At 68.4% G+C, this 12,528-nt stretch carries 16 protein-coding genes; 11 read left to right on the forward strand and 5 right to left on the reverse strand.

Annotation, left to right across the window (positions count from 1 at the left end):
* The first annotated feature begins 55 nt into the window (after positions 1-55).
* From ACQEU6_RS23225 to ACQEU6_RS23235, 3 genes are all read left to right on the forward strand, one after another.
* A complete protein-coding gene (locus tag ACQEU6_RS23225) occupies positions 56-697 on the forward strand; it encodes a serine hydrolase domain-containing protein (protein WP_499334900.1) in 642 nt (213 codons plus the stop codon).
* Between the two features lie 200 nt (positions 698-897).
* Entirely contained in the window at positions 898-1,332 is a 435-nt protein-coding gene (locus ACQEU6_RS23230) for a peptidase inhibitor family I36 protein (protein ID WP_499334901.1), read from the forward strand.
* A gap of 305 nt (positions 1,333-1,637) precedes the next feature.
* Positions 1,638-1,769 (forward strand): hypothetical protein, encoded by a 132-nt coding sequence (locus ACQEU6_RS23235; protein WP_499334903.1) that lies wholly within the window; start codon positions 1,638-1,640, stop codon positions 1,767-1,769.
* An 84-nt stretch (positions 1,770-1,853) separates the two neighbouring features.
* Here the strand turns inward: ACQEU6_RS23235 and ACQEU6_RS23240 are convergent, their stop codons facing one another.
* The gene (locus ACQEU6_RS23240) at positions 1,854-2,171 is read right to left on the reverse strand and encodes a DUF8175 domain-containg protein (RefSeq protein ID WP_499340322.1); all 318 of its coding nucleotides are present in this window, start codon (positions 2,169-2,171) and stop codon (positions 1,854-1,856) included.
* A 113-nt stretch (positions 2,172-2,284) separates the two neighbouring features.
* Here ACQEU6_RS23240 and ACQEU6_RS23245 point away from each other — a divergent pair, with 113 nt between their 5' ends.
* Positions 2,285-2,602, forward strand: coding sequence for a DUF6191 domain-containing protein (locus ACQEU6_RS23245; RefSeq protein WP_499334904.1), 318 nt, complete (start codon positions 2,285-2,287; stop codon positions 2,600-2,602).
* Between the two features lie 144 nt (positions 2,603-2,746).
* Here the strand turns inward: ACQEU6_RS23245 and ACQEU6_RS23250 are convergent, their stop codons facing one another.
* Together ACQEU6_RS23250 and ACQEU6_RS23255 are read right to left on the reverse strand one after the other, a co-directional pair.
* Positions 2,747-3,262 (reverse strand): GlcG/HbpS family heme-binding protein, encoded by a 516-nt coding sequence (locus ACQEU6_RS23250; protein WP_499334906.1) that lies wholly within the window; start codon positions 3,260-3,262, stop codon positions 2,747-2,749.
* 355 nt (positions 3,263-3,617) lie between these two features.
* A complete protein-coding gene (locus ACQEU6_RS23255) occupies positions 3,618-4,283 on the reverse strand; it encodes a metallophosphatase domain-containing protein (RefSeq protein ID WP_499334908.1) in 666 nt (221 codons plus the stop codon).
* A gap of 275 nt (positions 4,284-4,558) precedes the next feature.
* Here ACQEU6_RS23255 and ACQEU6_RS23260 point away from each other — a divergent pair, with 275 nt between their 5' ends.
* The 3 genes from ACQEU6_RS23260 (at position 4,559) to ACQEU6_RS23270 (ending at position 7,852) form a co-directional block, all read left to right on the forward strand.
* Entirely contained in the window at positions 4,559-5,986 is a 1,428-nt protein-coding gene (locus ACQEU6_RS23260) for a hypothetical protein (protein ID WP_499334910.1), read from the forward strand.
* 123 nt (positions 5,987-6,109) lie between these two features.
* Complete coding sequence (locus ACQEU6_RS23265; RefSeq protein WP_499334911.1) at positions 6,110-6,610, forward strand: SgcJ/EcaC family oxidoreductase; 501 nt, start codon at positions 6,110-6,112, stop codon at positions 6,608-6,610.
* Positions 6,611-6,781: 171 nt separating this feature from the next.
* Positions 6,782-7,852, forward strand: coding sequence for a Kelch repeat-containing protein (locus tag ACQEU6_RS23270; protein ID WP_499334913.1), 1,071 nt, complete (start codon positions 6,782-6,784; stop codon positions 7,850-7,852).
* A 272-nt stretch (positions 7,853-8,124) separates the two neighbouring features.
* On the opposite strand, the gene ACQEU6_RS23275 is transcribed toward ACQEU6_RS23270, so the two are convergent.
* The gene (locus ACQEU6_RS23275; protein WP_499334915.1) at positions 8,125-9,681 is read right to left on the reverse strand and encodes an SMI1/KNR4 family protein; all 1,557 of its coding nucleotides are present in this window, start codon (positions 9,679-9,681) and stop codon (positions 8,125-8,127) included.
* A 14-nt stretch (positions 9,682-9,695) separates the two neighbouring features.
* On the opposite strand from ACQEU6_RS23275, the gene ACQEU6_RS23280 reads away from it, so the two are divergent.
* Positions 9,696-9,917, forward strand: coding sequence for a hypothetical protein (locus tag ACQEU6_RS23280; protein ID WP_499334916.1), 222 nt, complete (start codon positions 9,696-9,698; stop codon positions 9,915-9,917).
* 412 nt (positions 9,918-10,329) lie between these two features.
* Here ACQEU6_RS23280 and ACQEU6_RS23285 read toward each other — a convergent pair whose 3' ends face one another.
* A complete protein-coding gene (locus ACQEU6_RS23285; RefSeq protein ID WP_499334918.1) occupies positions 10,330-10,830 on the reverse strand; it encodes a hypothetical protein in 501 nt (166 codons plus the stop codon).
* 394 nt (positions 10,831-11,224) lie between these two features.
* Here ACQEU6_RS23285 and ACQEU6_RS23290 point away from each other — a divergent pair, with 394 nt between their 5' ends.
* From ACQEU6_RS23290 to ACQEU6_RS23300, 3 genes are read left to right on the forward strand one after another with little or no spacing between them, the layout of a single operon-like run.
* Positions 11,225-11,755, forward strand: a complete 531-nt coding sequence (locus tag ACQEU6_RS23290) for a replication initiator (RefSeq protein ID WP_499340324.1) — start codon at positions 11,225-11,227, stop codon at positions 11,753-11,755.
* Positions 11,752-11,961 (forward strand): helix-turn-helix domain-containing protein, encoded by a 210-nt coding sequence (locus ACQEU6_RS23295; protein WP_499334919.1) that lies wholly within the window; start codon positions 11,752-11,754, stop codon positions 11,959-11,961. The genes ACQEU6_RS23290 and ACQEU6_RS23295 overlap by 4 nt, the downstream gene beginning before the upstream one ends.
* Positions 11,958-12,509 carry a tyrosine-type recombinase/integrase gene (locus ACQEU6_RS23300; protein ID WP_499334921.1) on the forward strand — a complete coding sequence of 184 codons (552 nt, stop codon included), beginning with the start codon at positions 11,958-11,960 and terminating at the stop codon, positions 12,507-12,509. Before ACQEU6_RS23295 ends, ACQEU6_RS23300 begins: the two co-directional genes overlap by 4 nt.
* The last annotated feature ends 19 nt before the right edge of the window (positions 12,510-12,528 follow it).

Here is a 12,528-nt window from a genome sequence, read left to right on the forward strand (position 1 = left end):
GAACCCGGCCGCCCCTCGTCGCCCTCGGTGAGGGCCGCGTCGAGCTGGACGCCCCGTGGAGCGGTACCTGCCCGGCGCGGTGCGCGGCGCGGACAACGACGGACGGCAGATCATGGGGTGGGGCTGCTCCAGCACCAACTACCTCCTGGCCGGAATGATCATCGAGAGCGTGACGGGACACCCCTACGGCGACGAGATCCGTCGGCGCGTGATCCGTCCGCTCGGACTGCACGACACCTTCGTCCCGCAGGACGCCCCCGGCATCCCGGGCCCGCACCCCCGCGGCTACGTCCGGCCCCAGTCCGACCTGGTGGACATCACCCGCCTCAACCCGTCCGTCGCCGGAGGCGGCATGATCTCCAGCGCCGCCGACCTCGACCGCTTCCTGGCGGCCCTCCTCCAGGGACGCCTGCTGAAGCCCGCGCAACTGCGGGAGATGCTGGACGCCCGCCCCACGGGCCGCACGTCGGGCTCCAAGTACGGCCTCGGACTGCAATGGGTCCCCGTCGCGAACTCGTCGACCTGCAAGGACGGCTTCTGGGGCCATGACGGCGACATGCCGGGCTTCAGCGTTCGCGCGGGCGCCACCACGCACGGGCGGCAGGCCACCGTCATGGTCAACCTCAACCCCGGCGGAGGCCCCGCCCTGGACGAGGCCATGAAGGCCGCCCTCCCCAGCGCCCTCTGCACCCCCTGAGCCGCTACACAAAGTGAACATCAGCGTTCACTCTCGGCGTCTACCAGGACGGGTACCACCTGCGGCAAGTAACAGTCAGTAGCAATCTGACCACATAAGGCCATCGTCGCACACTGACGCACAATCACTCTCCGTGCAACTCTAGTCGCGCGGCGTCACTCATGCCGCAAACCACGTCATACGAAACGGAGAGCCCCCCGATGGCCAATTGGAAAGCGCGCCTCCTGGTGACCACGACCGCCCTGGCCACCTGCGCCGCGACGATCAGTCCCGCCGCGGCGACCGCCGCCCAGGCCGCCGGCGTCACGGCCCGGCCGGCCCTCGCCGACCTGCCGCCCGGCGTCATCAAGCTCGAAGACGCCGAAGGCTGCCCCCCGGCCACCCTCTGCCTCTACCAGCACTACAAGCGGCAGGGTCCGGCCTACGGCATCGGCGCCGGCTACAAGGTCGACCTCAACGACCTGCCCATGGGCGACGGCACCGCCGCGAACAACGTCTCGTCCTGGGTGAACAACACCCACAGCGTGGCCGTCCTGATCGACTCGGACGACAAGACCCGCCCCCTCTACCCCGGCCAGCCCCTGGAGGAGCCGCAGACCGACAACGACACCGTCGACCTGGTCGACTGGGCCTGACGACAAGACACGGCCCCGCTCCTGAACGCCGTCCGGCCGGTGCCTCCCACCCGGCCGGACGGCGCCCCAATGCGGCGAAAGGGCCTCTCGGCAACCGCCGCGCGGCCGCCACCTCAGCACGCGCGTCCCGCCGAGCCGGACGCTCCCGCCCCGCCTTCGACGCAACGTCTCGCCCGCTCCAGCAGCGCCCGCCAGGCACCCCCCTGGCCCGTTGTGCTTGCGCCCCGGCACAAGAACAAGACGGTAACTAATTGACCGTCCGCGCTAGGTGCGGGCGGCAGCACAACGGAAAGGAGCGGGAGGACGTGGCTACCCGCATACGAAGACGCAAGTACAAAAAGTGGTGGGTGCTGGAAGTCGGCACCGACAAGATCGTCTCTGGGCCGTACGACAACAAGGAAGAGGCCGAGGCGGCAAGGCCCTCCGGGGGGCGCTGACCGGCGCCCCCGAACGACCCCTGGCTCCCCGCTCCCCGCAGGGAGCCAGTTTCTTACCGTCTCCCCGGAACCGCATCACGCGGATCAGAAGCCACCCCAAAAGACATGACCGGAGAGCGAGCCGGCAACCCGGGACGCCAGGCCCGTGCCGCCTTTCGAGGTCCACGACCTGCCCGGCCTCGGCGTCCGGTCTGACCCTGCGGGCCGCCCGCACCCGCGCGTAGGCCGCCCTCCCTCGCCTGCCACTGCCTGCTGCTCCCGGATCCTCCGCCACCGCGTCGACCGGTCGAGCCTCACGCTGATCTGCACTGCGGCCATAAGCGCTCCGCTCGGCGAATGCGCATAGCAGCGCGCGATGTCGCCACCATTACGCAGGCAGATCCAACACGAACAGGGCAGTATGCCCGCTGTTCGTCATAGCGGCCATCGCCGGCACTGCCCTCGTCCACTACTGGCATGGCCACATCGGCATCAGAATGTCGGAACCCGTGACCGGGCGAGGCCGTTGGAGGGGCGTGGCGGTCATCGCGTTCATCACGATCCCCGGGCTCGTGATCGCACTGGTCGCCTTTGCCGTGCTCGATCGTGCGGGCTTGTGGGCGCACCGCAGGTTCCACCTGCCTTGGAGGCGGGACGAGGTGGGCCGCCCGGTCTCCGCGGTCGCCGTCGGCGAGCTGGACGCCTTCTTCCACGGCACGCACCGCCATCAGCAGGAGCAGCGCCGCTCCTCGCTCATGCTGCGAGACGAGGAGGACGACGGTGCTCCCCCGCGCACGCGCATCGATCTCGACACCGGCACGGCCACCGTGCGCCGTCCGGCAGGTTCCGCTTGATCGGCCACGTCGTCCAGAACCGAGCGAACGAACCCTGGGAACGCCTGAGGCCGGACGCGTCCTGAGCCGCGGACATCGGGCCCGCTCCGCCCCGCCGCCCGATCCGGGAGACCGAATGCGGCGAAGGCTTGGCGGGCTTCCCGGTCAGCGTTCGATGGCCGCGAGGACGTCGTTGGCGATGGCCTCGTCGATCCTGCCGTCGGGCGCGCCGCCGACGCCGATGCCCGCGATGGGGAACCCCTTGTACTTGACGGGGACGCCGCCGGGCAGGACCAGGGTTCCGGGGATCTGCTTGATGGTCTCGTTTCCGGCCAGAGCACTGGTCGGCTGGCCGAAGGCCACGGCGGTGTAGGCCTTGCGCTTGGCGGACTCGTAGGTCTGCGGGCCTGACTTGCGCAGGCGGACCACGAGCCGGATGGTGCCGGCCCGTTCCATGATGACCATCGTCACATGCTGGTTCCCGTGCCGCCGGGCCGACTGCACCAGGGCCTTGGTCGCCCGGACGAGCGCGCTGTCGGTCAGGACCCGTTCCGGCGCCGTGGCCTTGCCGTGCCCCCCGTGCCCCCCGTGCCCGCCGTCGATGCTGATGGCGGAGGCCGGCGTCCCGGCCGACGCCGTCCCCGCGACCCCGAACGTCCCGGCCGCGACGGCGCCCAGCACAACGGCTCCGCCAACGAAATGCCTGATCGACATGGCTCTCCCCGATTCCGCGACATGCAGTCACATAGAGTGATCGTTCAGACATGGACGGTAATTGGATGGGGACCCGGGGACAACCTGCTCCGCGCCGTGCGCTGATCAACTCTCGGAAAACGAATCCCATGGGTTCCACAAGGCGCGCATCGGCGGAGACGTTCGCGCGATCCAGCCCCTCGGCCGGCTGAACGCCGCCGCGAACGCGAGGCCGTGCTGATCGAGCAGATCCCCGACGACCCGGTGCGGACGCCGTACGACCTGAGCCTGATGGGCGACGCGGCCCGTCCCGATGGCACCTGAACGAGCGTCGGGGCGCGGTTCAGCGGGTTCGCGCCGGCGGCACGATCTCACCAACAACGCCCGAGGCCTCCAGGCGGACGACGGTGGGGCCGCGCTCGCACTCCCAGGTGGTGACGTTGGCGAACGTCGTCTCCCCCTGGCGCCACAGCCCCCCGTCCTGGTGGATATGACCGAACAGGTGAAGTCTGGGACGGATCTGCCGCACCCGGGCCAGCAGGTCCTCACAACCGTGACGTCCGGGATAGGCGTTCGCGTCACCGATTCCGAGTGGAGGCCCATGCGTCACCAGGACGTCGACGCCGTCCGGAATCAGGGCCCATTTCTTCGCAAGAAGACGGCCCCGCGGAAGATTGAAGGCCCACTCGTTGAACTTCGGCTGCCAGGGACTGCCCCAGAACGTGACGCCGTGGATCTCCGTTCCGCTGTCCTCCAGATAGCGGATGCCGCGGTCGGCCAGGACGGCGCGAGCCCGTGCAGGCTCGTCCAGGAACATCCAGTCGTGGTTGCCTGCGACGACCACCTTCGTCCGATGCGGAAGGGCTTGAATCCAGTCCGCGGCGTCCTCGAGTTCTCCGAGGTCCTTGCCGCGCCGGCACAGGTCACCGGCGTGCACGAAGACATCCCCCTCGGGGACCGCGAGCTCATGGTGATAGGTGTGCGTATCGGCAACCGCAACAATCCGCATTATCCCAGCGTACTGAGTATCCGCACCGCACCTGAAGGCTGAGACCACCGGATTTCACCCCACGCGCCGCCACAGCCGAGTCGGCGTGTGCAGCCTTTCTCACCTGCGGGCCGTCCCCTGGATGCCGGGGGTGCTGATGTATCGCGGGCGTATCGGGAATCGCATACGTCCCAGCAACACTCATCGGTCTTCGATGGCGGCGCGGACCACAGCGGTCTGCGCCGACGGCATGGCGCCTCGGTTTTCGGAAGGTGACCACGAAAGAGGGAAAGGCCATGGCCACGGACGGAAACTGGGATCGGCGTTCGCTGTTGCGAGGCGCGGCCGTGGTGGCCGGCGCCGCCGCGGCGGCGCCGCTGCTGGGCGAAGCGACCAAGGCGTTCGCCGACGGCGGCGACGCGGACGCCCTGTTCAAGGCCGGGCAGTTCGAGCAGGCCGGCCGCGCGTATGAGGAGATCCTGAAGACGGACCCCGGGAACCTGCACGCGGCTCGCCAGCGCGGCTATGTCGGGCTACTGAGCAACAAGTTCCCCGAAGCCGAGAAGTTCCTCACCATGGCCCTCAAGCTGGCCCCCGACGACAAGGAGACCAACGCGCTCCTGGGCGACTGCTACATCCGGCAGGACAAGTACTCCCTCTCCGTACCACGCTGGGAGGCGGCCGGCGAGGACGCCTACGCCAAATGGTTCGCGGCGGTCGGCGGCGACGCATACGAGATCCACGGTGACACGGCGCGGGTGCCATTCGAGCAGACGGACCCGGAGCCGCAGGTCAACGCCTCGGTCAACGGCGGGCCGACGAAGCCCTTCAGTTTCTACACCGGCGCCGGGTGGCTGGGCATGAACGCGGCAGTGGCCAAGGAGGCCGGACTGCGCTCCGTCCACTCGGTGAAAAGCGACTTCGAAGGCCGCATCATGTGGTCGCACTACGGGGTGCTGGAATCCTTCAAGCTGGGCGACATCGAGGTGCGCAACATCCCGGTGAACTGGTCGGAGGCCGAATCGGCCGATGACGCGCCCCCCAAGACCAACGACGGCCTCATCGGCACGTGGCTCTTCTACCACCTGCTGACCACCTTCGACTACGCGGGCGGGGCGCTGATCCTGCGCCGCCCGACGTCCGAGGCGACCAAAAAGGTGCGGGCCAACGCCAAGCGGGCGGGCGCCCAACCACTACCGCTGTGGCTGGCCCGTGAGCAGATGCTCCACAGCCGGGGCAGCCTCACCGGCAGCGCCGGGACCGGAACAGCTGTGATGGGCGTGAACCTCGGCGGAACCGGCGAGATCGTCGCGGGCATGTCCGGAGAAACGTCCAAGAAGCTGGGGATCCGCACCGACTCCGACCGCCCGCTCCAGACGTTCGGCCACGGCCACCCGACCGTCACCTACCCCTGCTACCCGAAGGAGGTCCGCCTCGGCGACGCCGTCGCCAACGACGTCTACTGCGAGACGGACCCGAACATGCCGATCAACGTGCCCTGGCCCTTCGGCCCGGGCTTCGACGCGATCGGCCACTCGCCTGACCACTCTCGCCCCGGGCGCCGGAATCGAACCGCAAGGTCCGCAACCCCCGGCGCCCCGGGCACCCCCGGCGGCCCGCACAGCAGAAGCCCTCGACGACGACCTGCCCAACTCCGACGTGACCGCCAAACTCGATCAAGGCCAAGGCGGCCGGCCTGCTCCGCCGTGGCGACCTGTCGGTGAGGGCTGATCGGATCAGGGCTGATCACGGCTCCTGACCTGCGAACGGGCGGCCCCGTCCTCCATGACCGGGGCTTGGCTCTGGGGCTTGACCTCAAGTTCGCTTGAGACTGCAAGGTGATCTCCATGAGTACAGGGAACGTCGCCGCGCCGGCGCGCGAGGCCGACATCGAAGCAATGAAGCACGTGGTCGCCACGGTCGAGCACTCCCAGAACAACGAACTACCCGACGAGTTCGTCGGTCTGTTCCGACCCGACGCCATCTGGACGACGGGCGGCGGCAAGCGGCTCTTCGGCCGTGAAGCGATCTCCACGTTCACGCACCAGGTGCTCCCTGGCGCGATGAGGGACTCGACGGTCACGTTCGAGGTGGAACACGTCCTGTTCATCCGCCCCGACGTCGCCGCCGTCAAGGTGCGGCAGGTGTACGAGACCCCAGACGGGCAGGACGTGGGCACGCCGATGCAGGGTTCCCGCAACAACCTCCTGCCTGACCATCCCGTCTGCCGTCATTCCACCTCGCAGGGTCAGCGGGCCAGTTCGAGGAACGAGGTTGGAGCGCCCACTGGGCGAACGACCTTCGCCCCGGCCCCGACGGGAAGGCCACCTTCAGGCTCACCCCCCTGACGACCGCCACCGTTCAGCAAGCGCCGCCGCCCCCTCGACCGAAAGCCGGAACGCAGCGGCTCGCAAGGAGACCCTCATGGGAGCTGGATTGAACCGGACGGGCCGGTGACCCGACGATCGCGATCGGGAGTTCTTCTGATCGTTACCGGCTCCGGTACCTAGGATCCGCCCATGCCTGAACTCACCGTCGTCACTTCAAGCCGGGTGCCCTCCGGCAGCCCTGTCCTCGATTTCGACCTCATCGACCGCGATGGGCGACTGCTCATTGTTTGCACCGACTTCGACAGTCGCGTCTTCTGCTGGGATCCGACGACCGACCAGTGGACCGCGCACCGGCTCGACATCCCGTCAGACGCGTTCCCCGCCGTCGAACTCACCGAAATCTGCGCGGCGGTCGTCGACGGGCGAATCGTGGTCGGCGGCGGCGGGGACCACCAGGACTTCGCGCAGTGGGACCTGGAGACCGGCACGGTGCTGGAGGGTGCCGACGGTGGGGGCGTGAGTTCGGCTCGCGCGGTGACACTCGGTGGACGGACCCTCTTTGTGATCGGCTATACCGGTCCGGCCATAGCGGTGCAGAGCCCGGCCAAGCATGACGGCGCCGATACCGGCGTTCTCGACGGGGAAGAGCCCCGGGAAGACGAACGCGACTCCTTCTGGACCGAGACCGACGAGCTCGAATGCGGTGGCAGCATCGCTACCGGAACGCTGGGGAGCCGACCGGTCATCGCCTCCCTCGGCGTGCAAGGCGGCATCATCGTGTGGGACATCGAAGAGGAATGCCCGGTCACCGAACTCGACGAGCCCGATGGCATCGACGACGCCGCCGTCGGCCATTTTGCACTGGCCACCGTGAAAGACCGGGTGCTCTTGATAGCGGCCGGGGAACGAGTCCTTTCGGCATGCGACCTCAGCGCCCCCGACGCACCCGAGTGGGCCGAGCCGATCATCGTGCCCGGCGGGGACATCGAATGCCTCGACGCCACCGTCGTGAACGGTCGCGCGGTCGCGGCGACCGGCGGTGGTGACGGCACGTTCTGCATCTGGGACATGGCGGACCGCCGCCTGCTGGCAGAGCCGAACACCGCGCACGGATCGTCGCCGTATCCAGACGCCCCCAGCGAAGTGTTCGCCGTCCGGTTCGCCGAGCTCAACACCCGCCCCGTCGCCATCACCTGCGGCCGGGACGGCACCCTGCGTGTCTGGAACCTTCCGTCAACCGGAAACGACAAGCGAAGCTAGCCCACACCGATCAACAGTTCCAGGGTGTACCGAGCCCACCCGGGTCCGCCCCCTTCCCACCCGTCACAGGCGCCAAGGTGAATGCGGTTCTCACAACGGGAATGCCACACCCGCCAAGTCCTTCAGGGCTGCAGAAGCCAGCTTGCGGGACAACCCTCCCGAGAAGGCCGCAGCCAGCTCTACCCATGCCCCTTCGCTCGGCGCGGGCCACCCGGTGCCCGCTCGCGAACGCCCTTGAGACGTAGAGGAGCCGCAAGAAGCTCAACAAGCTTTTAGGCGCCTGGGCCTTCGATATCGATCCGTCCCGAGTGGGTTCGGGGCGGGCGGGCGCTGGTGGTCTTCCAGCGCACTGCCGAACCCCGGGCCGCCGTGGGCTTGATCGCCACGACGTCCGGGGCGAGGTGCTCCATCCGGGGCCACTGGTCGGCGCGGACGGCCAGGAACTGGAGGTTGCCGAGGCCGGCGATCGTCTCGACGTTCTCGACGTCGGCGTCCGCGATGTCCAGCGCCCAGAGCCGGGGGAGCGCTTCGAGCGGGGCGAGGTCGACGAGGTTCGAGGTGTTGAGGATGAGGGCGCGGAGCTCCGGGTGTCCTCTCAGCGCCTCCAGGTCGAAGGACGGCCCGTCGAGCTCGAGCGTTTCCAGCGGCAGGTTGGTCAGAGGCGCGAGGTCGGGTTCGGTCTCGGTCTCCAGGCGGAGCGCGTGGAGGTTGGGCGCCGATCGGACGAAGGCGAGGCCGTCGACGACGGATGCCCGGAAAATCTGGACCAGCGGCTGGGGCGTGCACGGATCCGCGTCGCTCGCGTATCCGCGCGCGGCGCGTTCGGCGTCCATGTGGTCGGGGAGGCCGGTCTCGTATACGAGATGCCCGTCCTCGCAGTCGGCGTCGTCGAGTGCTTCGACGAGTCGGCGCAGGAGACCGGTGACTGAGTCGGCGAGGTAGACGGCGCCGGACGAGTGGTCCGTGCCGATGGCGATGACCTGTCCGGGGCGTCCGGTGGGTCCGGGGTCCATGTCGACGGCGAGGAAGTTGCCGCCGGTGTCATCGGCGAAGGGGATCCAGCCGGGGCGCATGATCGACCGTTTGACGGCTCCGGCCGGGTCCGAGTCGCGGATCAGCGTCTTGTGGGGTTCGTAGATCCAGTCGCGTGCGATCTCCGTCCAGTCCGCGATCCCGCCATCGCCGTCGGCCAGGTCGGCGCAGTGCTCGATGTCGGCCCAGTCGTACCCGTCGAAGAGGCCGAAGCCGCCGTCCCCGTTGCAGATGCCGTACAGGGCCCGCAGGTCGGGCGGCAACGTGTAACCGGTGTTCTCCTCCAGCCAGGAGACCGTGCCCTCGATCTCCTCCTCGGTGGCTGCTTCGGGGAGGTCTTCGGCCTCGCCGATGACTTCGGCGCGGCGCTGCAGGTATGCGTGGAAGAGGCGGACGGCCTCGTCCGGGTCGCCCGCGGGTGCCGGGTCGGCAGGGCCGTCCTGCTCGTCCCCGCGATCACGGTACTGGCCGACATCGTGACTCCGGTGGATGGTCGGTCTCTCCTCGGCGTCCCCGATCTGCGCGCGGTAGGCCCCGTCCGCTGAGCACTCCAGCGTGAGGAGCATTGTGCCCGGATACATTCCCATCAGCCGATACACCTGCGCCAAGCTCGCGGACACGTCCGGGGTGTTCGACGCTGCCGTGCCGTCATAGGCCGGCACAGTGCTCACGTTGTCGTTGCGGTCGACGCTTCCGCGCAGTCGCGCCGTCGTCCATCCTTCAGGCGCCGCCTCGGCGATGGTCGTGGCGACGACGTCCAGCACGGCGGCGATCTCTGTATTGATCTTGTCGGACATGCCACCGCAACCTAGTGCGCCCCACCGACGCGAGCGCCGCCTTCCGGCATCTCGGTGGGCCGGGAGGTCTCCACACGACGACCTTGCTCCTGGCGGGCGTTCCCGTTCACGTCGTCGCGGCTCGCCTCGGGCACGTTGATCCGGCGATCACGTTGCGGGTCTACGCGCACGTCGTCAGCGAGCAGCTCGCCGAAGCGGCCACGATCTTCGCCGACAGGATCGACGGCGCGACGTAGTCGGCTGTTAGCGAAAGCCCCCTTCCGGCACTGGGAAGGGGGCTTTGAGCTGGGAGCCGGCGAGGGGACTTGAACCCCTAACCTTCTGTTTACAAGGTCCCCAAACGATCACTGACCTCGTCCAAATCAGTCCGCATGCTGGTCCGATGACCTGCTGACTGTCTGCATCCGTTCACCGCGGTCCAAGATCGTCCGACCGTGTGGATCCCACCGTGGCTCCCAGGAGCCACCACCGGCCTGCAAAGCCGATCATGAACCCACCGCCCGACCTGGCGACCCGCTGACCTGGGCGGTCTGGGGGCGGCGGAGCCCCCAGCGGTGCGCTCGGTCAACCGTACGACCGCATCCTTTTCGGGGTAAGGGTGATCATTGCCGACGGCGACCGTCCGCGCGAGGGCCGAGTTCGCTGGGTTCAGGACAGGGTCTCGCTGATCCCGTAACGCAGATGACGTCCGTCGATTGCGACGTCGGCTCCTTCGGGAAGCAGCGGTCGCTGCAGGGGGGGAAGATGCATCTGGTGCCAGTCGACCGTCACCACGACCTCGTCTGCATGCTCCACAAGGGCTTCGGCTCGCAAGTCCTGCAACAGCTCGGGATCTTCGATCCCGTCATCGTCGCTGCCAGGCTCCGGCTCGCCTCCGATGGCCTCGTGGTCCACGTCGAAGGTCATCGTGGCGAAGCCGGGGATCTTCAGGTGCAAGAAGGGAAACAGGTCATGTTCCGCGACGGCTTCACCCTGTTGATAGACCCGCACAGTAAGGGTCTGCTGCGAGAGCAGGTCGAAGCCGCCTCCCGAACGAATGAGGCCGATCACGCCCGAGGCCGCGGTTGACAGGTTGTTGTGTATCCCCACGTGCTCGAACTCGGTGCTGCCGGACCAGCAAGTGCCTTCGATCAGGAAAAAGCTGTACATGGACCTCAGCCTTTCAAAGGCGGATCAACAATGAAGACCGAACTTGCGATCGCGTCGGCCGGCGGCCCTACGCCCGTCTCACGACGACGATCCGGTTCCCTGCGGGTTGGGGAAGATCCGCGCTGGTTTCTTCGTCCGCTGGGCCGACCGATCGGCACGGCCGGAGGGACCGGCGCCTACGCCGCACGCCCGTAGGGCGTGCCCGAGCGGGCGGCCTGCGGCGGCGCTTGCGCCGCCGCCTTGATCCCACAACCGGGGAAGTCCTTCCGACCTGGGATGACGCGCTGGACGCCCTCGGCCTGGGCCAAGACGCCGAACCGCTCCACGTGGTGAAGTTCGGACGGCAGATCGACGCACAAGGCGTCATGCCGACTCCCCACAATCCCGCAAGCTCATCGGCGACCTCACCAAGTACCTCGTCAAGGGTGTGGCCGAATGCCACCAGGCTGAGACGTCGGCGCAGCGTGAGCACGTCGACCGGATGGCCGAAGCACTCCGGTACGAGCCGTGCTCGCCCACCTGCGCCAACTGGCTGCGCTACGGCATCCAGCCCAAGAGCCCGCGGGAAGGCATGGCCCCGGGGTTCTGCAAGGGCAAGGCACACCGGCCCGAACACCTCGGCTACGGCGGGCGTCGCGTCCTGGTCTCGCGGAAGTGGTCGGGGAAGACGCTGGCCGGTCGCAAGGCCGTCCGCAAAGCGTGGGTCCTGGCCCGGCTCGCTGAGGCCGGCGTCCCGGTCTTCAACCCGACCGATCCCAACGCCGTCCACATCTGGGAACGCGCCGGTCCCGCCGATCCCGACGTCAAGCCGACCGAAGCGCGGCTCCTGCGCCTGATCAACGAACGCATACAACGGCGCCGCCGGCTCGACGCCGCGACACAGAACGACACCCCCGAACTTCCGGCAACTGCGGAGGCAGCGTGAGCACTGCGGCGAACGGAGCGGATGAACCGCTCCTCTGGAAGCCGGAACAGGCGGCCGTGAAGCTCGGCATCGGACGCACCAAGGTCTATGACCTGATGCGCTCTGGTGCGCTGCGGTCGGTCCGGCTCGGTGGCTCTCGACGGATCCCGGCAAGGGCGCTGGCGGAGTTCGTTGCCCAGCTCGAAGAGGAAGCGGACGCAGCATGACCAGGCGACGGGGCAACGGCGAGGATTCGATCTACAGGGACGGCGACCGCTGGCGCGGCGCGGTCTCAGTGGGCTACGACGACAAGGGACGGCGCACCCGTAAGAAGGTCTCGGGCCGGACGCGTGCGGAGGTCGCTCGCAAGCTCAAGGAGGTCCGCGAGGCAGTCGATACGGGCACCGTGCCGGACGACCGGATCACGGTGAAGGCGTTTCTTGAGCGCTGGGTCTCGGTGAACCTCCCGGGCACCGTGGCGGAGTCCACGGAAGACGACTACGGGGACATGGTTCGTCTGCACCTGGTGCCGGCCTTGGGCCGCAAGAAGCTCAACAAGCTCACGGTGGCCGAGGTCGATCGGCTCTGGAACGCCAAGCGAGGGGCCGGCTACGGCGCGAACTCCCGCAAGAACATGCGCAACGTCCTGCGTCGCGCACTCGCCCAGGCAGAGCGGGGCTCGTGGCGCGCAACGTCGCCGCGCTTTCGGCAGCTCCCCGTGCTGCCCAGCGAGAGGGCCGGACGCTCACGCTCGACCAGGCCAAGGACCTTCTGAGGTCGATGGAAAGCCATCG

Source organism: Spirillospora sp. CA-108201 (assembly GCF_050936235.1).
GTDB lineage: Bacteria > Actinomycetota > Actinomycetes > Streptosporangiales > Streptosporangiaceae > Spirillospora.